The following is a 26591-nucleotide window of genomic DNA, read 5'->3' on the forward strand; positions in this document are numbered from 1 at the left end:
TTGCATTTTGACGATTGGAAGCATCTTTCCGAGGTTATGACGGAATGCAACATATACCAATACAGTGCGGGATGGAGCAGTTGGTAGCTCGTCGGGCTCATAACCCGAAGGTCGTAGGTTCGAGTCCTGCTCCCGCTACATTGAAAATGAAAGCCTCAAGTTGAAAAATTTGAGGCTTTTTTATTTGACAAGATTTTTTTGCTTGATCCGATTTTGGGGATCAAGCAGAATAGTAGAGGGGATGAATAAAAAAAGTTTGTTTTTTTGTAGGATAATAAATATTTACAGACTTATCCGCTGCACACGAAACCCTTGTCCGCCTGATTTTACCTGAAGGCATCTTAGAATACTTTGAACTTACCGATGTCCGCTCGTCAGAGAATGGGCAATTGAATATCCATTTGGAAGAAAAGAACCTGCCGCCTTCGGGGTATGAGAAGTCACAACTGGAATCAAAAGGTTTCTTACCCGAAACGGCTATACAAGATTTTCCGATCCGTGGACATAAGGTAGCGCTTTGTATTAAAAGGCGGAGATGGGAAGTAAAGCAAACCGGGGCTATCATTACAAGGGATTGGAATTTAGTACTAAAAGGCGCACGGATGACGACAGAGTTCGGCACTTTTTTAAAAGGAATATTTGGATAATAGCCCGATCAGTTGCCACCTTTTAGGCCATTTATATTCTTTGGATGGCAAGCAGTTACAACAACAATATAAAGACCATCTCAGTAACTTTCACAGTTGGGGCCAGAAAGATCATGCAGATGAATGGATGCTGTTTGCTGACAATATTGGCCCCTCGCTCAGCATAGACGAAACCGCTCTGAGTAATGGGGAACTGTATACGATTGTGACCAATAAGGAAGCAAAAGGCGGTAAAAAAGCGATCGTGGCGATGCTCAGGGGTACACAGGCCGAACAGATCATGACCGTGTTGGAACGAATCCCGGTACGTAAAAGAAATAGGGTAAAAGAAGTGACGATGGACATGGCAGCGAACATGATCAAAGCTATCCGCAGATGCTTTTCTAATGCAGTACGCGTTATTGACCGGTTTCATGTACAAAAGCTGGCTTATGATGCCGTGCAGGAAGCAAGGATCAAATATCGTTGGGAAGCATTAGAACAAGAGAACAAAGCTATAGAGGAGGCTAAAAAGAATAAGCAAAGTCATCAGCCCGAAGTATTTAGCAATGGAGATACTTTAAAACAGTTACTGGCCAGGAGCAGATATCTGTTATTTAAGCATCAGGCCAAATGGACAGCATCACAAAAAGAAAGAGCTGATCTGTTGTTTCCAAGGTATCCCTTGCTGCTCAAAGCTTACAACCTGTCCATCCGGCTGGGACAGATCTTCACCATCTGTAAAGACAAGCAGCAGGCATTCAAAATATTGGCTATCTGGTATAACGATATAGAAGAGGCATGGAATTGATGCTTTTAAAACCGTAGCAAGGTCTGTTCAAACGCATTATGAGTCTATCTTGAACTTCTTCGACAACAGGAGTACAAATGCTTCTGCCGAATCCTTTAATGCCAAGATCAAAGCTTTCAGGGCTACTTCAAGAGGCGTTAGAGATACCACCTTCTTCCTATTCAGGCTTGCTAAATTATATGCTTAACTATTTATCCACCCCCAACTTTTCGGACTGATCCCTGATCCCGGATCCCAGAAAAGTTGGTGTTTTGATATAAACAAAAAAACCCACAATCGTTTGATTGCAGGTTTTTAGTATCTTTCGATATTGCTTTTAGTAGCCCGTAGGGGAATCGAACACGACTCACTATCTACTGGCTTACAATATTTTATGTGTGTTTAATTTAGCTACGCACCGAATTACTCACCACTATTTGATGCAGATTATTTACAAATCTCATGCTGTAAAGATACTAAATATTGCATCTTCCTAAAAATGTCTTTTGATGAAAATATTATCAGCTGACGGTTAATTGAAAAAACTGTTTAATGATATCATTCGGCGAAAAACATTAAAAGACTTCTGAATTGCAAAGGAATTTATTAAGGATAACCGCAGGGCAATGGCCGACCTGATCGCTTTTGCCCCCTCCAAATGAACCGAAATTACAGGCGAAATTATTTTTGACTATCTAAATAACCCGGCATGTTAGTGTTCCAGGTCTCTTATTACTTATTTCGGCCCGAAGATAAAAACCGGTTACTATACCTGATATTGTTGGCTTTACTGCTTTTTTATAACATTACAGGAGGCCTTTTTCCAGATCCGCAATTTACCCTTTCAGTCGCCACCCAGCTAATGATCGCTTACGGCAGCGGCTTTTTAATGGCATCATACTTCCCATACTACTTTTATAAGGCGTTCAATCTCCGGTCATTGCGGTGGCATGCGTTATTTAGGGTGCCGCTGCTCCTGATGCTGCCATATGTGATTTTTTTTGTAATTGTCTATACGCTCTATGGAAATCTCGACATCAGTATAAAATACGGCATGATCGTGCCCTTCATTTATGCGCTCGTGTTGCTTTGGGTCATGTTTAAAGCAATCAGGAAAAAACATAAAACCCAAAGAAACAATAATCAATATCTTGAAGAGATAGCCATGTATCTTGCTATAAGTCCCTGGGCTGCTTTAACCGTATTTGGTTTTGTTGAAAAAAGTCAACTTGTTGAAGTCCTGTGCACAAACACCGGTATAATTGCCATCAGTTTCTTATTTATATGGAAATCGATCAAAAAAGCACGCTATGAGTACCAGCGTCTTCTGAAGCTATCTTCTGAAGCTATCTATGGATGGTAAATCACCCGAAATGTTTTTGGAGAACTTCCGACGTTACGGATTAACCAAAACTGAAATTGAAATAGTACAAATGCTTTTTAAAGGAATGGACAATAAAACAATTGCTGAAAGCTTATTCATTTCGGAGGAAACGGTAAAAAAACATATATATAATACATTCCGAAAAACGCAGGTGAAAAATCGGCAGGCGTTGTTACACAAGCTGCAAACTATGCACTAATTTATTCTTTCCGTCTTCGTAAAATTATCATTTTACAGTTATTTATTAAACAACGTTGCGCTTTTTGTAAAAAACTAACCCATTGACTATCAATAAAGTAAAAGTTAAGTTTTGACCTTTAATATCATTGCGATAATCTATATTAGTGCTACCAGTTACTAAAACCAAAAACCGAGTCACAATGGAAAATATTCTCAACAGACCACATTAGCAATCGTTGACGGCATAACCTGTTATATTGATTTTGTATAACATGTAATAAAGAATTCTGCTATCTGTTCGCCGCACATTGCAAAGAGGCAGCATCTTTTTTGTAGCAACCAAATTGAAATGTACCACTAAACCAATTCACTAATCGCTTAAGCCTTTTCGATGAAAGTTAAACTTTTATGGATATTTTTTATCCTGTTAACCTGCGCCAAATCCTATGCGCAAATCTCCGGATCCAGGTATTTTGTTCCGAACCCTTTTCCCAATTCGCCTAATAGCGCGGCTTTTGCCAAATATGGCGATTACAAGGTAAGTTATTTTACGGGGGTTCCGGATATCTCAATACCGCTTTACACCGTACAGTCCGGAAGCCTGCAAATCCCGATTACGTTATCGTATCATGCATCCGGCATCAGGGTTTCTGATGTGGCAAGCTGGGCGGGTTTGGGATGGTCGGTCTCAAGTGGAGGAAGTATAACGAGGCGGGTAATGGGGCTCGAGGATGAAAATTCATCCGGATACCTTGCGGGTAATTGGAAAGATCCGCTCACCATTGACCTAAATACTGACAATAGCGACATACTTTGGGCTTCTATGGTGGTACAAGGCAACACAGATTCGAGACCGGACATATTCTCTTATGACTTTCCCGGTTATAGCGGAAAATTTTTCTTTGAAGGCAGTAACGGTTACAAGCCGGCGTTAATTCCTTTTTCACCAATATCCATCGTTAACACCGCCTATGCCGTTGGTGGCCCAAGTTTACCATATCCTAAGACTCCTAACTTCACGATTACCGATGAGCATGGAAACGTCAGTAAATTCGGCTATAATAACCGGGAAACAACAATGACGACCACACCTAACGTCACCAAAACGGTTACCTCCGCCTGGATGCTGGAAAGTATGATGTCGCAGGACAGGAAGGATACTGTTACCTGGTCTTACACTACTCAAGCTGTCGCTAATCCGGGTTTAACCGCACAATATGATGTAATAACCGATAATGTAAGCGGACAAGGTCCGCACCCTTATAATAATTACTACGCTCCGGGAGCGCATAACAATTCTACCACACTATCAAATATTGTAGAAAACGACGTATCACAGATTAATTTCAAAAACGGAAAAGTAGTTTTTCAAAAAGACGCTTCCATACGTCAGGACGTGCCCACAACCAATTCGATCTACGGGCTTGCCAATATCAAAATATACGGGTTTAATTTTAGTACTAAAAATTACCAACTGCAAAAGAGTATCGTTTTTTATAAAAGTTATTTCAATCCTTCTGGTAATGAAAATCAAAAGAGGCTACGGTTGGATTCGATACAAGTGTTAGATGCCGGCGGTAGTATTATGCAGCACTATAGGTTCACGTATAACACAAGTATTACTATGCCTGCTTATGATTCTTTCGCGAAAGACTATTGGGATTATTACAACGGCAAAACAACCAGCGATGCGCTTGTTCCACATATGACGTATACGGCATCCTGGGCAGGCGGCACCAATACTTATACAATCGGTAGCAGCGTGGCCAACAACCGGGATCCAGACTCCACCTACATGCAGGCGTGCATGCTCACGAGCATCGCTTATCCAACAGGCGGTCATACAGACTTTACATATCAGACCAACCGATATCTTGATATAAATAACAATATAGTATTGGCAGGCGGCCTTCGTATCACTTCCATTAAGAGCTATGATGGAATTAGTGCGACTCCAATTGTTAAAACGTACCAATACAATACAGCCCGTTTCAACTCTTATTTGCTAAACGCATATTTTACTAACACCCAGTTGCACCGCTACTGGGGGTTATGCCAATCTGACGGAAGTGGGCATATAATAAACGGTCAGATTTCAGGCTACGAAAATTACAACACCGTCAACTCCAATCCTACGAACGATCTTGTTCCTTTCGATGGCTCAATCGTTGTTTACCCGTCGGTAAGTGAATTTATTGGAACACCTGGCGCAAATGTTGGCAGGACAACTTACATTTTTCGCGATGCAAGTGACGCAAGACAGACCTCTATGAGTGGCGCCCCTCTGTTCGAAAGTACATTCTATGCCAGGGGACAATTGCTAAGTAAAACAGACTGGTTAAAAAAATCGGACGGCAGCTATCAAATCGTAAAAAAGGACTCCAGCAGCTACACTGCGTTTCCAAAAAACTATCATGAGAATGCTGGTATTGTGGTTGACCAAAAAGCCTGGGACGAAGGGCCATGTCCGGATCCGATGCATTATTATGGCGGCGGCGAATATACCCCTAATACATTTAATCAATTTGTATGGCAGAATTACAGCATTCCATCAGACGATAACTATCAGACGGGATCGACAACATATTTGTATGACCAGACAGACCCTACAAAGTTTACAACATCGACAGTAACGAACAAGTACGACAACTTTAAACATCAGCAGGTAACCAGGAGTTACCATTCAGATAGTAAAGGCAATATCAATATCACGACGATGAAATACCCAGCCGACTATTTAAACGGCAGCAGCACCGGTAACGTCGTATTAGATAGTATGCTGAACCGGAACATGCAGGCGGAATTGATCGAGAAATGGGACACGGTGAAAAATATATCAACGTCAACCAGCGGCGTCGTATCGGGCCAGCTAAATTCATACAGGCTGGTTTCCAATTTAGGGGCAACCGAGGTAATGAGCGATAAGGTAAGTCGTTTGCGTGTTGCTGCGCCATTAACAAACTTCACTGCTTCAATTGTTTCGTCAGGAGCATTGGCATCCGACTCCCGTTATCAGCAAATGATCAGCTTTGATAATTACAGTTATTACAATAATCTGTTACAATATACAGCCCGGAACTCAACACCTGTATCCATCATCTGGGATTATAATAACGCCTTGCCCGTAGCCCAGGTCAAAAATGCGGCGAATGGGAATGCGGCATATACGAGCTTTGAGGCAGGAGGTATGGGCGGATGGAGCTATTCCGGGATACCGGTAAATGACCCCAGTGCACCTACCGGTCAAAATGTTTATTCACTGGCAAGCGGATCGGTAACTACTTATCCTACCGATTACTCGAGGGCTTATGTGGTTTCTTACTGGAGCAATAACGGTGTTGCTACTGTATATGCCGGTAATTACATCGGCGGCACCGCCCGGCGGGCTTCCAATGGCTGGACCTATTATGAACACCTGATACCGGCGGGCTCTACAGGTTCGGTAACGGTAAGTGGTACCACATCGATAGATGAGCTGGCCTATTATCCACAGAATGCGCAAATTACTACTTATACCTATGACCCGAATGGATTGACTGATCTTACCGACACGAAAGGTGTAATCACAGGTTTTGATTATGACTTCTTCCAGCGGCTTAAGAACATCCGGGACTGGAACGGGAATATTGTTAAGAATTATGGTTACCATAATTATGACATGATTAAAACCAACGATGCGATCAGCACGCCGACCCTGACAAGAAACAACTGTCCGCCGGGCACAAACCCGACCTCCACGACGTTTACCGTGCCGGCCGGAAAGTATAGTTCATCAACGAAGGCCTCGGCTAATGCAGAGGCGCAGTATGATCATGATGCCTATGGACAGATTTACGCGAACAAGACCTGCGGATGTCCCGTGCAGATGATATCTTTTACGCTGACCAATAATACGGGCGAAACGGGGTTTTCGGCAAATTTCAGTGGCACGGGATCCTACAGTTTCCCGTTTCCAGCATCCGGAAGTACAACAGTGCAGATTCCCGCAGGCACCTACAGTTTATCGATCCCTCCGGTCTCGCCGTTTAATTCACATCACTGGAAACTGGGAAATGTGAGAGCCGAAATATATGCGCCATCTGCATCATTCAGCAATGTTATTATCGGTACAGGTAGTACAGATTCATTTTTAACGGTTTATTAATAGCAGGACCATGGAAGAGAAAATCAACACAAAAGTGAAAAACAAGATGTTTTTAACCGAAAAAGTTCTTGCAACGCTGTTAATAACCATATGTATCTCGAGTACATCATTTGCCCAATCCCCCGACCAGAATTACGTAATCAGCAAGGTCAGTCGGGTCAGTGGGTTGATGGATGACGCTACGCTTACAACAGCCAGTTCTGATAAATCGAAAGTTCAAACGATTATCCAATATGTCGATGGAATTGGCAGACCGATACAAACAATTCTATCAAAAGCGTCTCCGTTAGGATATGATATTGTTACCACACAGGGTTATGATTCATATGGAAGGGAAGTAAAACATTATTTACCCTATGTACCATCAACAGGTACTGCTGGAAATTACAGGTCTGATGCATTAACCAGTGCGCAAGCTGCTTTTTACAATACACCCCCATCAGGAATTGTTCAGATCCCATCTTCAACACAAATAGCATATGGTGAAACAAGATTTGAAACGTCGCCACTCAATCGTGCTGTAGAACAAGGAGCACCAGGTCTTTCATGGAAAATTGGAGGCGGGCACACGGGTACATTTACATATTCTTCAAACACATCAAGCGATGCAGTTAAATTGTGGGTGTTAAATACGAGTGGGTCAGGCGCGTCTTATTCAGGGTCGTATGGAGACGGAAAATTAACCAAAACAATCACTGTTAACGAAAATGGAAACTCGCTTATCGAATTTAAAGATATTGATAGCAGGGTAATTTGCAGAAAAGTTCAATCAGGAGCGAGTACCTTTCTGGTGACAGATTATGTGTACGACGACTTAGGTCGCCTACGCTATGTTATCCCGCCATTGCCGACAGCTTCAGGGGCAAATTCAGCGGTTGTTTTACCTTCTACTTTTGATGAAACTACCACGGTGTTTCTTAACTTCTTTTACGGTTATCATTATGATGACTTGGACAGACCTACGGAGAAGAAAATTCCTGGACAGGGCTGGCAATACTTGGTCTACGATAAAATGGATAGACCAATAATGAGCCAAGATCCCAATCAAAAAACTCTGGGCTATTGGATTGTAACCAAATATGACGCCTTAGGAAGGATTGTTATGACTGGTGAGCTTACAAGCTCTTCGACTCGCAGTTCTTTTCAGGCAGCAGCAGATGCATCAACTAATAATGTATGGGAAGATTTTACAAATGCTACTACAAATTATGGCTATACCCACGTAAGCTATCCAGATATTAGTCCAGGAACAGGAAAAAAAGCACTAACAATAAGTTACTATGACAATTATGATGTATTGTCAAATCCTTCTGTAAACCCCAATTCGGCAATCTTTTCGGCTCCATCCTCGACAATTGATTCACTTGATAAATTCCCAAGAAGTTTAATTACCGCATCATTGACAAATATTCTTGGAACCGGCAATTATATATTTTCAGTGAATCATTACGATAAAGATGCACGCGTTGTAAGAACAATAAGTCAGCACTTCCAAGGAAGCATCTTAGCTTACAATAAATACAATACTAGGGACAATCAATATAGTTTTCAAGGAAAATCCACACAGAGTATAAGGAGACATTATTTACCTGCTTCCAGCAGCCCACAAGTTACGATTCTGACGGCCGTTTCATATGATCACATGAATAGGCCCTTGCTTAACCAGCAACAATATACGACGCCAACCATCACAGGGCTGCTTGTAACGATTTCAAAAAGCGACTATAATGAAATCGGACAACTAAAAACAAAACATTTACATAATACGACAGCGGGAACACCAACAAATTCAGGATTTTTGCAACATATTGACTACCGTTATAATAGCCGCGGCTGGATAACCAGGATAAATGACGCCTCAAATATCAATTACACAGATGAGACATTTACTTCGCAGCTTGACATTTTTTCCGAAAACTTAGATTATGATCAGATCACCAATGGATTAGGTGGAACGGCACAATATAACGGAAACATTAGCAATATTAAATGGCAAACTAAATTACCAACTTCAGTTACTTTAACGCAGGAGTATAAAGGTTACCTCTTTACCTATGACCCATTAAATAGATTAACAAATGCCGCTTACAAGGCACAAACAGTCGCAAATAATTCTGCTTATGATGAAACTACTAGCTATGACGAACTCGGCAATATTTTGACACTAACAAGAAAAAACGGCGCTTCGAGTACACTTAATAACCTTGCCTACAGTTACACAATTGCAGGCACCAGAAGCAATAAGTTGTTGTCTGTTACCGATTCGGGCATAGAGGCAATGACTTCAAACTATACTTATGATTCAAATGGTAATTTGCTCACAGACAGTTACAAGACCATTGCAGCCACAAATCCAATTGTTTATAATGAACGAAACTTACCAAGCCTGGTTACAATTACCACAGGAAGCAAGACACTTACTTATAGATATGATGCCGCAGGAAGAAAATTAGAGCGATTAACGAAATTAGGTTCTACTGTGGCTGAAGATCGTTTCTATGACGATGGAATTGAATATACTGGAAATACTATTGAATCAATTCAAACTGCGGAAGGCCGAACCTTGCCAACATCCGGTGGATATATTTTTGAATATTATATAACAGATCATTTGGGTAACATCCGGGCGATGTTTGGAGATAAGAACAACGATGGCATGTTAACAGCAGATGAAATAACCCAGGTAAATGATTACTATCCTTTTGGCAGGAAAATCAATTATGGTCAATCATTTACTTCAAATCCTGACAATACTTATAGTTACAATGGAAAGGAATTGCAAAAGGATATTGCTGAGTATGATTATGGTGCGCGGTTCTATGATCCTGTAATTGCAAGATGGAACACAATAGATCCGTTAGCCGAAATAGGTAGAAGATTTAGTCCCTATATATATGTCGAAAATAATCCTATTAGGATGATAGATCCTGATGGAATGACTGCAACATATTCAGGAGGGAATGAATATTACGATGGAGAAGATGCAGTAAACTGGGCTTTAGGACGTCAAATTCATGGGATAAAAGAAGAATCCAAAGGCAAGGCTATATTTATTTCATTCCCAGATAAGACAGCAGAAGTACCACGAAATCTAAATGGACTTAGAGAGGTCGTCAAAAAATTAACAGGCGATAGTAAAGTACCCGTGGGGCATGCGGGAGTCGTTGTTATTGATGCAAAGGGAAAAACGACATATTATGATTTTGGGCGATTTGACCGCCCAGATCTGGCTGCCAAAGGCCAAGAAAGAGGAGTAGATGAAGGTGCTGTTAGATCAAGCTTGCACTATGGAAAAGCGCTACAAATACCGGACTGGGACTTTAAATTAACTGACGAAGAAAACGTAACAAAAATTCTCACCAAACTGCATAACTCACCTCTTTTGAAAGAAGATGGGCGAATAGTAGGAGCATTAGCATCTAACCTTGATGCGGACGCTATGAATAATTATGCTAGAAGTGCAGAAGCAGAAGGTTATTCACCTTTTGGAGGTTATTCAAGTTCAAGTACTTCAGTTTGTGATGGGACTTACTGTGCTAAATTTGCAAGAAATGTTGGAAAAGCTGGCGGTGTCAGTTGGGGGTGGTTTACTTTTCAGGGTATAGGCAATATAAGTGATATTGAAAGCAACTATAACGTAAAGAGAGTTGAAATACCTAAAGTTACGCCTTGAATTCTAACTTTGTATATCTTTATTTAAAAAAATCATAGGACTCATGTATAAAATAATCTTTGTTTTCTTAATATCGATAAATTCAATAGTTTTTTTATCAAGTTGTGAGGGTAATAGTTCCTTTAAAAATTCTTCAAAAACAATGATGGATACCATTCATAAACCTGAGTCTGTTCCTAAAAAAGCAACCTTAATAAATTTAGGTTCAAACGACGAGCCAATATTTAATTGGGTTGAATACATTGGAAAGTTTAAAACGAACGGAAAAATTTACCCCCATATCTATGGTGTTAAATTCTACGATCGAACAGGGGCAGTTCGTACATCTTATTTCGAAAATCTTGATTTGCGAAATAATAATAAAGATATCCCATTTGAGGATTTCAGATTTTTAAACTTTCCCGCAGCTGATGATATTAAAATAACAAATGGCCTAGATACGCTTATTCTTTTTTCGGTTACTTCAGATAGAGATTATGATGAAGTCCGTGAGGGGGTAGTATTTAAAGATATTAATAGAGTATTAAAAGTTGGAGTAAAAAATAAATTTATATCAACAAAAAGTTTACAGGCCAATCTCAAAAAAGCTAGCGGCAACCTTTATGTACTTACCTTAAAGGGAGGTACAAAGATTCAATATAAATTGAGCTCTTCCTGTACTGAACCTCCAAGTGAACTAAGTTTTATAAATACGAATGATGGCAAAGCTTTTTTTTTAGAACGAACATGCTATCTTGAACTCGTAAATAAGGAAGACTTAATGAAAATAAAGCCCGACTTTGTGGAATGATAACTTAATTAGAAAATTGGTTTCAAAAGATAACAAGGCACTTAATAATATTAAGAATGCTTAAGTCATGTGGTTTCGCAATCTGATGATTCTCGTTTTATTGATTCCCTCAAAAGTTTACAGCCAACAAGATGTAGACTTTCATTTAAACGGGCATTTCCTCGCGGAGAAAACCATACTAAAAATTAAACGGAATTTCAATGATCCTTACGTATGGGTGCTGGCGAAAGATAATGCTGTTTACCGCTTAAACAGTATCACCAAAGTTATAGAGGATTATAGCGCTAAATTCGGCGGATATGGGAACCTGAAATTTATTGACATTGCCGGGCAAAACGGGGACGCTTTCTTTATTGCAACCAATGAAAATATTGTCATTCAATACAAAAACGGGGACATCAAGCTAATTGATGGTTCGAATGGGTTGGCAGATAAAGTTAACGATATCGGTTTTGATTATAATAAGATTTTCCTTGCGGAAACAGCAAACGTATTGTTGATCGGAACCATTAACGGATTGTATCGGTACAATACCGATACAGAAAAATTGATCCTTAACTCAAATAAGACAAACAGCCAGGTATTTGAAGCCTCTTACCGCAAATTGATGTTTAGCGGTACGTATTACATACATGATGTAACTCCTGATACAGTACAATATGTACCGGCAGCACCTTTTGGAGACAGGACCTTATTTCAACATTTTGTATGGCTGGGCGGGAAGTCATTTGGAAACACGATCAATACTGCTTACTATACAAGTCCTATGATCTATGATTTTCATGACTATGCCAGTTATATGAACCTTTTCTGGGGAAATGACAGGGGCATGTTCCAGATCAACGGAAATGCGAGTTATAACAGTGCCAGACAGTTTAAACATTACCTTAATAATATTACGGTAAATAAAATTTCAGGAATTTACGGCCTTACTTCTTTTGGCAATGGCCATGCCTTTTTTAATCCGGGGATTATAAAGGAAACCTTATTGATCGGCACAAACTCCGGGTTGTACTTCAGCAGCTCTGTTTATGATTATTACGGAAATAATGACCAGTTAAATAATTTTACCCTTTTTCATTATGATGAACTTGGCAAAGTGCAGGTCAATGATATTTCTGTAAATGCCTTTTCTACCACGGAGCCGATCTGTGAAGACGGTGTATGGCTGGCAACCAACAATGGCGTTTATTTGATCAAGCCGGATTATGCCAAATATCTAAATCCTGAGCATGCGCAGCTGACCACTTTTAAAGACAAAGGGTACGATATTAAAGAAGAAAAAGTATGCGAGGGTGAATTTGCTCACCTGCTGGCTGATCCCTTCAGTACCGGAACCAGTGCTATACAATGGTTTAAAGATGGCATTGAGTTGGCAGGCGAAAGCAACAATGATTTAACTACCGATAAATCCGGCGATTACTATGCGATATTGTATGACCCGTGCCAAAATATTCATTTTGAAAGCAACCATCTAAAAGTCAAAGTCATTTCTCCCCCGGTATTTAGTTTTGATTATCCTACTCAATTAACGTTCTGTGAAGGAGCTGTATCCACATTGAAGGTTACGGGCGATCCGGCTTATCAATACAGGTGGTATAAAGACGGGATGCTCACAGGGGACATTAATGCAGAGCTGCAAATAACCAACCCTGGAAAGTACAAAGTAGAAGTAAGTGCCTGCGAGAATAGCTGGATACCTTCCAGGGAAGTACAAATGGATTTTATCTCCTTGCCTTCACCGGTAATTAAAGCCGATAAAAATGCGTATTGCATTGGAGAGCAGGCCGTTCTTGATGCGGGAATCTTACCGGGGAACGGATACCGGATAAACTGGATAAGGGATGGTTTGGCTGTAAGTCAGTGGGCCAATCAAAATAAGGTAAGCACGAATGTACCGGGTAATTACAGCGTGTTTATATCAAGTGATCAACTCGCCGGTTGCAATAAGGCATCAGCCGTGATACCCATCACTTTTAATCCAATACCCGAAGTAAACATCCTGCAAACCGTTAAAACAGGTTTATGTGAAGGGCAATCAGTCGAACTAAAGGCGAAATACAGCGGTAGTACCGTGAAATGGTCTACCGGTGAAACAAGTGACAAAATTAAGGTAACGGCTTCGGGAACATATTCGGTAACTACATTCTCTGATGCAGGATGTACCGCAGATGCCAGTACTCAGGTACAATTTCACCCGGTACCTGTTTTAACAATGAAAGATACTTCCATATGCGTATCCTCAATGAAGCATATTACAATAACGGCACCTGCGGGATTTGTGAAGTATGTATGGAACGGGCAAAACGGTACTAATTCCTATCAGGCAGATCATCCCCAACAGGTAACCCTCACTGTTACGGACGAAAACGGCTGTGAGGCAACCCGGGATATAACGATTTCCGATGAATGCCCGGATGCAAGTATCCCAAATGCCTTTTCCCCCAACGGTGATGGTGTGAATGATACCTGGGTTATTAAAGGTTTTGAAAATGACCCGGCAGTGGTGGTCAGCGTTTTTAACCGCTATGGAACAAAATTATTTGAAAGCAAAGGTTATCGGAATCCCTGGAATGGAAAATTTAATGGTAAAATACTGCCTCCCGGAGTATATTACTATATGATCTCTCCAAATAACAAAAGAAAAACTTTAAGTGGTAATGTGACTATTATGTATTGAGTTCTGTTTTAGGATAGGTCTTTTCACATAAATTCACGGCATTTCCCTTATGATAAGGAGAGCACTAACTATGCTTCATTCAACTATACATCAGTTCGACGTGTCAACCAACTGAAAGTTTCTAAAGCCATCACTTGTATTAGTAAAATTTTTAGGAAAGAACGAATTTTCGGGGATAGTTAGGTCAAAGTGACTATATTTTCTTTGTATCACTATCAGTTAGCGCAACCATGTTGAATTTCAGATAATACACGTTTAACCAACCCCAAATGCACGACAGCTATTCGCAGCAAGGCAAGGCGGCCTGAGAACCTAAACCGCCCGCCAATACTGCTAATTCTACTTTATGAAACAAGTCGTTCTATCTTTTCAATACAGCATTCTCCGCCTCCCGCTGCCGTATCATCCAGGCTCCCTTACACAAGCGTTGCATGTTTTCGTAAAATGATATGATCTCGCCTGGAGGCAGCGTTTCGAAATCTGTACGAGTAGATAAAGCGACATGCAGCCAGGCATGCAGGTTATCCCTATAATCTTGAGGCGGATAACGATAAAAACAATGTTCGAGTATTCGATAAGGGTCGGCTAATTCTTCGCCTGAGAAATCCGCTGGAAAGTAGGACCACATTAGACATTCATTTTCGAATTGTCCGGGTTGTATGGATTGCGGTTGTATGTTGTCGTCCCTGAATTTTAATAGTTTGAGGTAAGTAGCTTCCATCAATCTTAAATGCAGATCATACCTTAGTAAGAGTGGCTCAGGACCTAATTCCGGGTCATTGTAGTATTCTTCCTCAATTACAAAATATCGCCACTCTTCCAATTTCCTCAACTGTTCAGGTGGCAGCCCGGTGCTAAAAAACTCAACGATGACCTGTAAGGGGTCAAGGAATTCACCTATCCGTAAATTCTTAGGAAAATGATCCCATGGCGCTGTTTCTCCGCAATACATATTCGTTTTATTTAGCTGTCTTGAACTGATATAATCGTAATAATTAAGAGACAGGGGAGCCGGACAAATGTCTCGGCCCCTGGCTGTCAACCTAAGTGTCTTTACTGATTATTTCGGCTACATAGTTTTTATATAATAACCCAACAAGATTTGATGCTCACAGGGAGACAGGCTGGGCCGGGGAATAATCCACGACTGCTGCCTGTTCTTCCACTGTGGTCCTAGCGGTTACCTCGTGCGGTACTTTTGATGACAATTTAAGCGTCAGGTCAAGGAATGCTTTAACAAGTGAGCAAAGTTTGTCTCCATCTTGATCCCCGACCTCGTAATTGTCCCTGTATCTTGCCTCTGTATAACTTCCGGCCAATACCCGGAACAGTCTTTTATCTTCTTTAAAGTGCCGCTTAAAAAGCATAGCAGGTTCGGCGGAAAAACATTCACAAAGAAACAGCAGACGGTCAATGTTGTGGATATCGGCCCGGTAACCGGTGTATAACCGGATCAATCCACGGCAGGCTTGTTCTACTGACTGGTGCAGCAGGAAAGCCACATTATTAAAAAATCCTTTTTCAAAGCAGTCTAAGGCGCTTTCTAAAAAGCCGGAAGCCATACTGTACATTCGGGAAAAAGCTTCCTCGTCTTTTAAATAACTATCCTCTATATTTTCAGCAACAAATTCTGGGGTCATGGCAAAACCATCTGACGTGTATACCAACAGGCCATTCAGACAGGCATCCACAAAGAACCGGTCGTACCTGTACACCGCCTCCATAACCGTAGACACCCCATGCGCAATGATAAATACGCCGGGGAAATGGCTACTGATAAAATCCTGCATGACATATTCAATCCTTTTGGTCTCTGTGGTCAGTACCAACAGGTAATAGGTATTTTTCGTACTGTGATCTGGCGGCATAAAACAGGTGTTAGCTGTAGTCATGGAACTTAACGCGCCAAAGCAAATGACCTTTTCAATTTGGTAATTGCTGGTCAATACTTTTGCAATTTCCCGCAGTTCTCTATGTTGTCCGTCGCTAAGTTTTATTGGCTGTTTTTCCATATCAAATACTTTTTTTTAGTTATCAGGTTGAATGGTGATTCACATCTGCCATGCGTTCCTGGTATTCATCCCTGGCTATCATATTCAGGAGGTAAGCATTCAGCATCAATACATTCATGCCCGCTTCATCCTCTGTTTGTGCTATAGGGCCATTTAAGAGAGGTTCATTTAGATTGAGCAAGTCCATAGCGCTAATACTGGATTCCGTGTCTTTATGAAAAATCCCCCAGATCTTTACGGAACAAAGCAGCGACATTTTCAATAACCTGTTATGATCATTTGTTGCCGGCATGAAGCCTGTCATCATCGCAATCATTGATTTCAGTGTATAGTTTATGGCTTCTTTTACTGTTGAAAGACACTCGGTGTAATTCTTGTCCAATTGCAATTGCTGTGCTTTAAAGTACAGTTCATGTCCATGATGACCTGTTCTATCCCATATTTCATCGATCTCTTGTTGGGTCATATACGGCCCATATTTGGGATACTCCGGTATCGTTACGGATGTAGATTGGTAGGTGACATCCTTTAATCTAAAGGCATAGTAGTAAAAGCTTGAACTTCTACGCTCTGGTTTTTCAAACCACTTCTGTTTTTTAACAAACGCCGCGATGGTTACCAGGTGAGCGCAGCCCTGCTCTATCTTGGCGGCGATCTCATCGTTAGTAAATGCCTGGTCATTTGCAACAATGATCAGCAGGAAAAAAATGAAAGGCTCCTCAGAAGTATGGAAGTGGCATACCATCTGTACGGTGGGCTCTATTTTTAAGATCAGTTTGGTGACTTCTTTTAACCCCAATTTTTGGGCCGGCGTCGCTTTAATCGAAACATTCTTTCTGATGGGGTCTGCCATAACGGCTAGCGCTTTTTTATCTTCAGATTCGCGCAATATCTTATTATCCTCTACCGGTTTTTCTTTTAGAAATGGTTCTCCAGTTTCCCGCTGAAAGATCAGCCATGCTGCTGAGTACATTTTTTTGATGTGCTCATAAACCGTAATGATCTCACTCGGAGTTATAGACTCGTCTATCGCGTTACTTGATAAAGCCGCATTTATCCATTCCCAAAGATGATCTCTGAACGCTTCCGGCTGTATTTCATTAAAGGCGGCTTTTATAACCAGGTACGGGTTAAGCAATTCCTTCTTAGTAAGATCATTGGGATACCAGGCCCATTCTGCTTTTTCGCTGGCAAGTTGTTCTTCCGTAATCTTATCATCACTATACGACGGCTCCTCGTCTTCCAATAACAGGAGGTAAAGCGATTCCAGCAACCTCAAATTCAGCTCGTAATCATAAAGCAGATTACCCGGCCCGAAGCACTCGTCATCATAATGCTCATCATTAACAACATAATGTCGCCACCTTTTCAGCTTCTCAAAATGGCCTTCGACATCATTGGCATCAAAGAAACCTTTAAGAGGGATCATCGGATTCCTGACCTCTGATTGGCGAAGAAATTTGGGGTAGTGGTCCCAGGGAGCATAAACACCGCAATACATAACCAATTCATTAAACCGGCCTGCATTGACCGGCAATACAAAGTTGGCCACTTGAATAATGCTAAACCATTCCCTGCCGTTTCTATCGAAGAAATATCAGGGTATAATTTATCCTCCTGTTATTTCTAAAACAGGCTTTTCTACACAAGCATATTTTTTTGTTACATTTGTTTATATATCATACTATCACATATCTGACCTATGAGCGCTACTACTGACACACCAAAGAACATACATCAAGGCCGTAACGTTAAACGTTTCAGGGAAATGCTTGGCCTAAAACAGGAAGCTTTAGCTTATGCACTTGGTGAGGAATGGAGTCAAAAAAGGGTGTCGCTTTTGGAAGCAAAAGAGACAATAGATGACGATATTTTAGAACAGGTTGCTAAGATTTTAAAAGTCCCTACAGAAGCAATAAAAAATTTTAATGAAGAAGCTGTGTTCAATATCATTCGCAATACTGTGAATAATCACGATCAGGCAGCCTTTTTCAATTACTATCCTACTTTCAATCCTATTGATAAGCTGGTAGAACTATTTGAAGAAAACAAGAAACTTTACCAGGAATTGTTGCAAAGCGAACGCGAAAAGATCGAGTTACTAAAGCAAAACAAAGGTCAGTAATCCTCCTGAATAATATACTCCCAACACACACAGTCATTGCACCGCTTAAACAACCGGAGCTTAAAGCAGGGAAAACGGTCAAGGGCGGGGCAAGCCTATAAAAAAACAAAACAACCCCGCCCCGTTCATATACCCTTTACCGTTTTCCTGCGTGAGCTAATTTTGTGACCGCGGTGCTGTGACTAACCGATAACCCGCGCCGGGAAAGGCAGGTGTGTATGAGGAACGAATACACTCCTGCACGTGCGGCAGCGAGGCTGGCGGCGAAATGAAACCCGGAGCGCAGCGCGTGGTGTAATGAAGCCGCCTGCCGCAGCTGAATGGTCACTCTCTTCTATCAAAAACAAGAATATCTATTTATAATAGCACACTGCTTCAACGCGAGATCTGCTGGCCCTGGGATTTTTTCTTTCGTCTTTTCTTTTTCTCCATCTCGCTTTCCGGGACAATATTAGCACCTCCTGTATACATTGGTTCCAGCATCACTTCCAGGAAGCTCGCGGCTGTCTTACCTGCTGCGGACAGCATCCCCGCCGTTGAGGTAAACAAGCCCTCCGCGACTCCCATGGCCAGTTCATTAGCCACCGACCTGCTTTCATAATTCTGCGAAGCACCTTCGGCTAATATGCCCAGTTGTTCCCGTTGTGATAGCTCCCCGTTCTTCTGCACATTGGCATAGGCCATCGTATCTTTTAGCTGCCTGTCAAATCCAAACAGGCGGTCAAAAACAGATTCCCCGCTCTGTTTGAATGCTACCCGGTCAAACTGCCCCATTTTTTTAGAATGCGCTGCATTCTTTCCTCTTGAAGTATTCATCGGGCTAAGCTTGATCTTATTGGTTATATCCTTACGGCTTACGATAACCTGAACATGCATTTGCTCACCCTCTTTACGTTCGCCCCGCTGTTTCAAACCTTGTTTTACCTCCGGGTCGGTATAGCTGTAGTAACGGTAGTTTTCCAGCTTGGCAAACCATAACAGGTCTTCGTTACTGTTCACACCATCCCGGTTGAAGTTTTTTGCATAGGCATCCATCACCCTGACTGCAAAGCCTTTCATTTGTTCTTTAGCACCCTCCTCGCCATACTGTTCTTTCAGAAACCTGATCTCTTTCTGGCTCGGGCTGATATTGACCAGGAAAAACTTTGCATCGTCTTTACCCAGTTTGGCGACATTATCATCGATACTGCGCATCACCTGGTAAGGCTCGATCCTGATCTGCTGACCATTGAACCAGTATTCAGGTTCCTGCTTATGATCAATTCTGTTTTCTTTTTCCAGGTAATTTACCAGCCCCGCGCTGCTGCCTTTGTTCGCCGCTTCCTTGCTGTCTGTGATATTGATAAACATATTGCCCCCTAACCCCCTAAAGGGGGAATTAAAATACGTGATTAAAGCAAACTGACCTGTGACCTGGTAACAGCGATCAGCTCATCTTTCTCCCGGCCCGATGTCATCATCCCGAAAGCCTCCCTGGATTTGATATAACCGTCAAGGATGAACAGGAACTGTTTTTTCAGGTGTTCCTTACTTTTTTGGCTTTTCAAGATGGTTTCCATCAGCGCATCTATTCCGGTTAACTTTTGCGCCAGGGCATGCTGGTTATTCAGCAAGTCCGTGTTCGCCTTGAGAATTTGCGTATTAAAACGTTCGATGATCTTGGCCTGTGATACAGATACCCTGTCCATTTCTGTTTTGATCGGAATGAGCAGCATGTTCTCCTGGCTTTTGATAAAACCAATATACTGCTGGTGGTTCTTCATCAACGCATTTTTTAATAATTCATCATTCAGGTCCAGGGGATCTTTCTTGCTTTTATAAAAGTAATCGACCATCTGGATAAACACCTGCCGCTTCGTCCTGCCCAGTTTAAGGGCGATCTTTTCAAACTTCTGATCTACCGTAACCGGGTATCTCACTGATCTCACATTAATATCTTCCATGTTAATCTTTTCAAACCGACCAAATAGCTGTTTATACAGTTATGCTTTTATTCTTATGTACAGGATACCCAATAGTATCCTGTTTTCTTTTATTACATAGGCGGAAACGCCCTAAGTATCCCCGGAGGATACGTAAACCCCCCGTAGCGAAGCGTAGGGCAAGCAAAGTAGGGCTCTGCCCAACTTCCGCTTGCTCACTCCGCTTTCGCGAAGCGACCACCGCGAAGCTCACCTATTATTAGCTGTTTAGTTACACTGCTATGAAGGTGCAACGCAGTACCACTGCACGGGTACTCAGCTACATGGATACAGCTCATCCCGCTGCCTCCCATCCGGCAGGCCAGTAAACCTGGCTGCCGAGTTTAGGGTGGTAAGACGGTTGGTAACGGATGTAGCCGAATGCATCAAGTTCCTTTATGCATTTATGGTAAGTGGCAATGGATGCTATTTTGCTGTAGCCCATCAGCGCCTTCCGCGTTACCGCGAAAGGGCTGGCAAAGCCGTTGCGCTGCCAGAGAATGAATAAGCCTGTGAACAGGCTGTTATGCGTTGCATTCAGCCGTTGGTCCCGGCTCATGCGCCTAAGCAGTCTGCCGTAGCCGGCAAGTTCTGTTCCTGTTGTAGCTTTGCCCTCTGGTTTCATTTGGCACCTCCTTCCAGCAGTTTGTTGATATCGTCCTGCTTATAGTAGATCAGGCTGCCGATACGCGTAAAGCTTAGTGTCCCGTTGATACGCAGGTTCTGTAATGTCCCCGGCGATATCTTCAGCAGCTTCCTCACCTCGTTGCTTTTGAGCCATTTTTTTGATACGCCCTGCCCATCCATGGGCACGAGTTTTTTGATTTCTGTTAACAGCCTGCTCTCTAATTCCTGCAGGTCTGCTTTCGTGATCAGTTCCACATTCATCTTTCCCTCCTAGTCTTGATTAAATTATTAACCTGTTCAGTCATTGCATCAAAAAGCGTTGCCTGAACAGTACGAAGGCAAAAGTAAAGACATAATGAGCGGAATGAATGACCAATGGAGGCGTTTGGTCATAGATGGTAAGATGGTACTACTTCTTATCCTTAAGGATTATCTTAAAAAGCTTGTCGCGTTCGGCTATTTCAATGTACTTCGACGGCTTATCGTTTTTCCGGGCTGGAAAATAGTTCCTCGCTGTGTCAATTGAGATTGGCTTATCCCCATGCATAAAATATTTGGCGATCATTTTATACCAGGGGCTTTGCCCCTGCGAGCTGACCAATTTTGTTTTTTCCGAGGTTAGGCTTTGCATCTGGTTCACCAGGTCCATGAACGCTGCTATGTAGCCGTTAGTGATAACGACCTTTTCGTTGGCATCGAATTCCTTTGCCTGTTTTAATTGCGCTTCCAGCTCTGCGATTCGTTGCTTTAGCTGGGCGATCAATTTGTCCTTTTCGCCGATGACTGATTCTAAGGGCTCAATTTTGTGCCATTGGTCTATCGTTTTTAGGAACTCTAAAAATGATTCAAGTTTCCTTGTCTGTTCAAGCCCATTAGCATATTTCGCTGAGAAGGGGTCTTGGCGTTTAAAGTGGCGGATGCGGCTGGTGACGATGTCGTGGACATGGTTGAAGAAATTCTCTTCGCTTTCGGGATTGGCTGTTAAATAATAATCTAGCTGGTAATCGTAAAATTGGTTGTATTCTGTCACGTCTATCTTGTAAACTTTCAGCAAAAAGAAATTGTCTTCTAACCTCCGGTTGCTAAAGAATGCTCGCCCGATATCGTATCGATGAACAGAATAATCAAAGGGTTTACGGAACTTAAAAAAATGATTCTGTACAAGCATCGCAGAGCGTATTTATTTCAAAACAGTATAAATGGGGATATGGTTTACTAAGGTTTCTCCATTCTGGATGTCTTTTTAATAAATTCATTACAGAGCATACCGCCAGTATTATTCATTTCCACTAAACTTACATAAGGGTTAGTATTTGAAATGAAGATAGTTGGTTTTCCACTCGCATTCAAATGCAGCGGAGTAGGTATTAAATTCCGACTGGTAAATGAAGAATATAAGTTAGGCTCTACAGCCTAAGGCAGCATTTTTTCGTATATTTAAGTAATAAATCGCCGCACGGTGCGGCGATGTGCTGGCTGCCACACTTGACATATTTACCTCTGTTTATAATTACTTTAACAAAAGTAAAAGGCAGCTACTTTTTATTGTAACTTCTCCATAATAAGTAGCCCACGCCGGACACGTGTCGAAGGGCATTTTGTATCGTATTCATCACGGGCGTATTGGAATAAAGCGGCTTTGCCAGTCGCTTTATTTGTCTATTAGGATTGAGCTTTAAAATTAAAATTGGAATCCTCTTATTTGTTTGATTTTCAATTGATTATAAATAATTTATTTAAGTTTATAAATCTATTTCTGATATGACCAAATATAATTTTTCAACGCTGAACAGTTCGGACCTGGAAGATTTGGCTTGTGAACTACTTAACGCTGAAAACAAAAGACTTCAAAACGGTATTTTTTACCGAACATTCAAGGCTGGCAAAGACCGGGGGATCGATTTCCGATATGCTACTGAACAAAATGAAAACTTAATTATCGGCCAAGTAAAACATTACCTCGAAAGTGGTACTAAATTATTATTTAGTGATCTTAAAAATAAAGAACTTCCTAAAGTCATCAAACTGGCGCCTAGTCGCTATCTAATAGTAACCTCCTTAAGCCTGTCGGTATCGGATGTCGATACTATCTACGAAATTTTCTCTCCTTATATCAAAAGCAAGCAAGATATCTACGGGCGAGAAGCCTTAAACCAGTTGCTTGAATTACACCCAGACGTACTAGATAATCATTTTAAGCTTTGGTTCTCCAGTACAGCTGTATTAAAGCGGATAGTAGCTTTCGAACAATTGGGAAGGTCCCAAGAATTTACGACCGCTTACTTGACTAAAAAAATCCGCATATATGTGCAAACCCCTTCGTTTGGAATGGCCAGGCGGCTATTAAATAAGTACCAAGTACTTATTATAACGGGCGAACCGGGTGCCGGTAAGACTACTCTCGCAGAATTACTGTTGTATGAATTCCTCAAAGACAGTTACCAACTAACTTATATTTTAGATGATATTAAAGACGTTGAAAAAACAATTAAACCTGACGATAGCAGGCAACTTTATTATTTCGACGATTTCTTAGGTCATAATTCGGCGGAAATACAAAAGCTTAGGGCAGCAGAAACAGCTTTGTTATACATTGTGAAAAGAATACAACGCTATCCAAATAAATTGTTGGTCATGACGACTAGAAAGTTCATTTTCAATGAGGCTTTAGCGCAATCGCAGCGAATGACTGATCAAGAATTTGGTAACTTCGAATTTATCGTTGACTTAAAGCATTATTCGAAAGACCAGAAATTGCAACTATTCAGGAATCACGTTGAGGTTTCGAAATTGCAACCCAAGATGAAGAGGATTGCTGGCACACCTGAGATAGAAAACTTTATCATTAACCACAAAAATTTCTCGCCACGATCCGTAGAGTATATTACTACAGCTAGCAGGGTAAGTAAGCTGGATTGTAACCATTACGAAAAATACATACGCGACAATTTTAACGCGCCGGACGAAATATGGCGAGAGGCTTATGAACAACAGATCTCAGAATACGACCGCATCTTACTCAATACAATATTTAGCTTAGGTGACCACGCCACATTTAAGAAGATAGAAAAAGCCTTCGAAGCGCGATTGCGTTATCATAGGGAGAATCATCAGTCCGCTACACCACTGTATGCTTTTAAAATTAGCTTCCGTAGGCTGACGAAAGGATTTATAGACAAAGATTATAGCAAATATGGAAAAGTGTTTAAATTCAGTAACAATTCCTTAGTAGATTTTCTATATAAATATTTTTTAAACGAACCTGAAGAAGTGAAATACATTATTAAATCAGCGTTGTACCTTAACCAGTTATACAGCAGATTTTATCCTTTATTAGGCTCGGAAACTCGCTATAAAACTACTACAGAACTTAAGGATCGATTGGCCTTCGGTAAATTCGAAAAGACGTCTAATAAGGACCATCAGAGGTTGTTTTTGGTAATCATGCGTTACAAATATGACTTAAACAAGATCACGGTAGGGCATATCTGTGCGGAATTAGCTTCAATTAGAAATTTTGGAGATGCGTGCGTTGATGACTATGCATTTTCACAACTGGAACTTTTCTTAGAAGGTGTAAATCACCCCTTGCTCATTGAAACAATCCAAAAAATCGGGACAAAGATTTTTGAGCCACTGTTCTACCCAGATATTATATCAGAATACGTGGTCGAACTTTGTCAGTTAATCAAAATTAGATTTGCTGTTGATCCCGCTCCATTGTTCAAAATGCATCGGACGGACTACGAAGCAAATATCGTCGATGAGTTGATGGAGCAGATGGAAGCAGAATTCGATAATGCAGATGATGATATTGATTTGCCTTTCATAATTGAGAAATACCAAAAACGTATTTCCGAATTGCAAAGCTTTGGCATCCAAGTGAACCGTCATGTTCCAAATTTGAACAGTCGTTTCATTTCGCCTCAAGATTTTAGAAATTTGTTAAACGAGCAGGACCCTGACGACTTAAGCTTCTTCAAAATTTAACAACGGATTTAGGATTATAATCAGTTGCTATTTGTTCCAAAACCCCTTTAGGGTCGAGATAAAGTATTAGCCAAATTTGCCGCCTGCAGCGATTTTGGTTAAGTCTCCGGCCCGTATGAAGAAAACACGCATCTTGGCAATCCGACGGAGAACACCCTAAAGACTGGTTTATCGTCGAGCTGCTGATGAATTCGAGAACTGTCTATGAAGCATCATAGGATGGCATCTCATGAATTCGTGTTGGGGAGTCAACAATTTCATACTCCTGCTTGGAGCTTCTCCGATTGTATTGATAATAAATAGTTATCATGTATTCATATCAAGCCACTGCAAGTGAGAAATCCATCCTCGGATGTTTGTCAGTCAAAATTTGTTTCTGCTTTTCCTGGTTGACTTGCGTATAGATTTGAGTTGTGACTATTGAGCTGTGTCCCAGCATTGCCTGGATATACTTGATGTCAACGTCATTTTCAAGTAAAAGGGTAGCAAAAGAATGCCTAAATGTATGCGGAGTTACTTTTTTGCTGATTTTAGCTTTTACTGAAATCGCATTTACCATGTTACGAATTGATTGATCTGAAAGTTTGTTTTCAAATCTATTGATCAACAAATAGCCTCCCGATGCAATGATTTTATCTTCAAATAGACAAATGTAAATTTCAATCAACGCCAATGCACCGGCGTTACAAATTTGAATAACTCTTTCTTTATTTCCTTTGCCCCTTAACATCAAAGAACCGGATTTCCGATCCAAATCAGCCAATTTTAAGTTGGCAATTTCTGAAACCCGAGCTCCTGTAGAAAAAAGCAGTTCCACGACGGTGGCATTTCGGATTTTTTCCAGGTAGGCATATTTAGATTTTGGAACGTAGCTGATCGAATTGTAAGCTTCATTGAGTATAGCCTTTACTTCTTCCTTGTTTAAAGCTTTAGGAAGGCAAATTGCTTCTTTTAAACTTATTCTTATACGACGGATGGGGTTGACAGAGATAATATCCTCAAATTCAAGGTAGTTAAACATTGCTTTCAGACTGGCAATTTTCCGTTTTACAGTTTTAATTTTCCATCCGGATATTTCCCGAAGATAATGTTTGAGATGGTGCTTGTTTATTTCTTGTATGACGTCCGGATAGCTATTGTTAAAAACAAAAGATTTAAACTGAATTAAATCTAGATTATAAAAATAGATCGTCTTTTCGCTCAGATTCTTTTCGTAGCGACAATGTTGTAAAAAACTGTCAATGGCTTGTTGAAGATTGTTCATTTAGTTATAATTAAGTCCGACGGGAAAATCGCTTATTCGCCTGCATTAACCAAATGAAAAATGATTGCTCTTTAATTTCTATGATATGCGGCTTAGCGCGATCAAGTCAAACCAAATTCCGCAAGGATAAACCTTGGAGAGGCGTTTCGAAATGCAGGTAAATTATTCTAACGTTTTAGATTTATGTATTTCTGTACATACATAATTATGTATGTAAATTATGGGCTAGATGTTGATAAATTATTTATGTCAACGGTCCGAGAGTTCGGGTCAAAATGGTACCTTTGATTTATCAAAAGTTCTTTAAAACGACTCAATTAACCTCAAATTTAGCCCGTGACCTAC

20 protein-coding genes and 1 tRNA gene are annotated in these 26591 nt (G+C 41.0%); 12 read left to right on the forward strand and 9 right to left on the reverse strand.

Features of this window, described 5'->3' with window-relative positions; all coding sequences use genetic code 11:
• The first annotated feature begins 65 nt into the window (after nucleotides 1–65).
• The 10 genes from FSB76_RS15440 to FSB76_RS15480 all read left to right on the forward strand — a co-directional run bounded on the left by FSB76_RS15440 (nucleotide 66) and on the right by FSB76_RS15480 (nucleotide 14267).
• Nucleotides 66–138 (forward strand) — tRNA-Met (locus FSB76_RS15440).
• 200 nt (nucleotides 139–338) lie between these two features.
• The gene (locus tag FSB76_RS15445; RefSeq protein WP_449406761.1) at nucleotides 339–647 is read left to right on the forward strand and encodes an ISAon1 family transposase N-terminal region protein; all 309 of its coding nucleotides are present in this window, start codon (nucleotides 339–341) and stop codon (nucleotides 645–647) included.
• Nucleotides 640–1437, forward strand: coding sequence for an ISAon1 family transposase (locus FSB76_RS15450; RefSeq protein ID WP_262713511.1), 798 nt, complete (start codon nucleotides 640–642; stop codon nucleotides 1435–1437). The genes FSB76_RS15445 and FSB76_RS15450 overlap by 8 nt, the downstream gene beginning before the upstream one ends.
• Nucleotides 1438–1483: 46 nt before the next feature.
• Complete coding sequence (locus tag FSB76_RS32715) at nucleotides 1484–1624, forward strand: transposase (RefSeq protein ID WP_317131375.1); 141 nt, start codon at nucleotides 1484–1486, stop codon at nucleotides 1622–1624.
• 501 nt (nucleotides 1625–2125) lie between these two features.
• Nucleotides 2126–2779, forward strand: coding sequence for a hypothetical protein (locus tag FSB76_RS15455; RefSeq protein WP_147054800.1), 654 nt, complete (start codon nucleotides 2126–2128; stop codon nucleotides 2777–2779).
• 85 nt (nucleotides 2780–2864) lie between these two features.
• Nucleotides 2865–2999 carry a helix-turn-helix transcriptional regulator gene (locus FSB76_RS32975; protein ID WP_394349436.1) on the forward strand — a complete coding sequence of 45 codons (135 nt, stop codon included), beginning with the start codon at nucleotides 2865–2867 and terminating at the stop codon, nucleotides 2997–2999.
• 372 nt (nucleotides 3000–3371) lie between these two features.
• Nucleotides 3372–7124, forward strand: a complete 3753-nt coding sequence (locus FSB76_RS15465; protein ID WP_147054804.1) for a DUF5977 domain-containing protein — start codon at nucleotides 3372–3374, stop codon at nucleotides 7122–7124.
• Between the two features lie 10 nt (nucleotides 7125–7134).
• Complete coding sequence (locus tag FSB76_RS15470) at nucleotides 7135–10797, forward strand: DUF6443 domain-containing protein (protein WP_147054806.1); 3663 nt, start codon at nucleotides 7135–7137, stop codon at nucleotides 10795–10797.
• Between the two features lie 142 nt (nucleotides 10798–10939).
• Entirely contained in the window at nucleotides 10940–11587 is a 648-nt protein-coding gene (locus tag FSB76_RS15475; RefSeq protein WP_147054808.1) for a hypothetical protein, read from the forward strand.
• Between the two features lie 67 nt (nucleotides 11588–11654).
• Complete coding sequence (locus FSB76_RS15480) at nucleotides 11655–14267, forward strand: gliding motility-associated C-terminal domain-containing protein (protein WP_147054810.1); 2613 nt, start codon at nucleotides 11655–11657, stop codon at nucleotides 14265–14267.
• Nucleotides 14268–14628: 361 nt separating this feature from the next.
• Here the strand turns inward: FSB76_RS15480 and FSB76_RS15485 are convergent, their stop codons facing one another.
• The 3 genes from FSB76_RS15485 to FSB76_RS15495 all read right to left on the reverse strand — a co-directional run bounded on the left by FSB76_RS15485 (nucleotide 14629) and on the right by FSB76_RS15495 (nucleotide 17831).
• A complete protein-coding gene (locus FSB76_RS15485; RefSeq protein WP_147054812.1) occupies nucleotides 14629–15219 on the reverse strand; it encodes a hypothetical protein in 591 nt (196 codons plus the stop codon).
• 157 nt (nucleotides 15220–15376) lie between these two features.
• A complete protein-coding gene (locus tag FSB76_RS15490; RefSeq protein ID WP_147054814.1) occupies nucleotides 15377–16279 on the reverse strand; it encodes a HEPN domain-containing protein in 903 nt (300 codons plus the stop codon).
• A 22-nt stretch (nucleotides 16280–16301) separates the two neighbouring features.
• Complete coding sequence (locus FSB76_RS15495) at nucleotides 16302–17831, reverse strand: hypothetical protein (protein WP_147054817.1); 1530 nt, start codon at nucleotides 17829–17831, stop codon at nucleotides 16302–16304.
• Between the two features lie 150 nt (nucleotides 17832–17981).
• Here FSB76_RS15495 and FSB76_RS15500 point away from each other — a divergent pair, with 150 nt between their 5' ends.
• The gene (locus FSB76_RS15500) at nucleotides 17982–18404 is read left to right on the forward strand and encodes a helix-turn-helix transcriptional regulator (RefSeq protein ID WP_147054819.1); all 423 of its coding nucleotides are present in this window, start codon (nucleotides 17982–17984) and stop codon (nucleotides 18402–18404) included.
• 375 nt (nucleotides 18405–18779) lie between these two features.
• Here FSB76_RS15500 and FSB76_RS15505 read toward each other — a convergent pair whose 3' ends face one another.
• The 5 genes from FSB76_RS15505 to FSB76_RS15525 form a co-directional block, all read right to left on the reverse strand.
• Nucleotides 18780–19754 (reverse strand): DUF5712 family protein, encoded by a 975-nt coding sequence (locus tag FSB76_RS15505; RefSeq protein WP_147054821.1) that lies wholly within the window; start codon nucleotides 19752–19754, stop codon nucleotides 18780–18782.
• A 41-nt stretch (nucleotides 19755–19795) separates the two neighbouring features.
• Nucleotides 19796–20347, reverse strand: coding sequence for a BfmA/BtgA family mobilization protein (locus FSB76_RS15510; protein ID WP_147054823.1), 552 nt, complete (start codon nucleotides 20345–20347; stop codon nucleotides 19796–19798).
• Between the two features lie 313 nt (nucleotides 20348–20660).
• Nucleotides 20661–20990, reverse strand: coding sequence for a hypothetical protein (locus tag FSB76_RS15515; protein WP_147054825.1), 330 nt, complete (start codon nucleotides 20988–20990; stop codon nucleotides 20661–20663).
• Nucleotides 20987–21253: a helix-turn-helix domain-containing protein gene (locus FSB76_RS15520; RefSeq protein WP_147054827.1), complete on the reverse strand. Its 267-nt coding sequence runs from the start codon at nucleotides 21251–21253 to the stop codon at nucleotides 20987–20989. The genes FSB76_RS15515 and FSB76_RS15520 overlap by 4 nt, the downstream gene beginning before the upstream one ends.
• 148 nt (nucleotides 21254–21401) lie before the next feature.
• Nucleotides 21402–22160, reverse strand: a complete 759-nt coding sequence (locus tag FSB76_RS15525) for a hypothetical protein (RefSeq protein WP_147054829.1) — start codon at nucleotides 22158–22160, stop codon at nucleotides 21402–21404.
• Nucleotides 22161–22753: 593 nt separating this feature from the next.
• Here FSB76_RS15525 and FSB76_RS15530 point away from each other — a divergent pair.
• Nucleotides 22754–24982, forward strand: coding sequence for an ATP-binding protein (locus FSB76_RS15530; RefSeq protein ID WP_147054831.1), 2229 nt, complete (start codon nucleotides 22754–22756; stop codon nucleotides 24980–24982).
• A gap of 319 nt (nucleotides 24983–25301) precedes the next feature.
• On the opposite strand, the gene FSB76_RS15535 is transcribed toward FSB76_RS15530, so the two are convergent.
• Entirely contained in the window at nucleotides 25302–26246 is a 945-nt protein-coding gene (locus tag FSB76_RS15535; protein WP_147054833.1) for a tyrosine-type recombinase/integrase, read from the reverse strand.
• Nucleotides 26247–26591 lie beyond the last annotated feature (345 nt).

It is taken from the genome of Mucilaginibacter ginsenosidivorax, from assembly GCF_007971525.1.
Taxonomy (GTDB): Bacteria; Bacteroidota; Bacteroidia; order Sphingobacteriales; family Sphingobacteriaceae; genus Mucilaginibacter; species Mucilaginibacter ginsenosidivorax.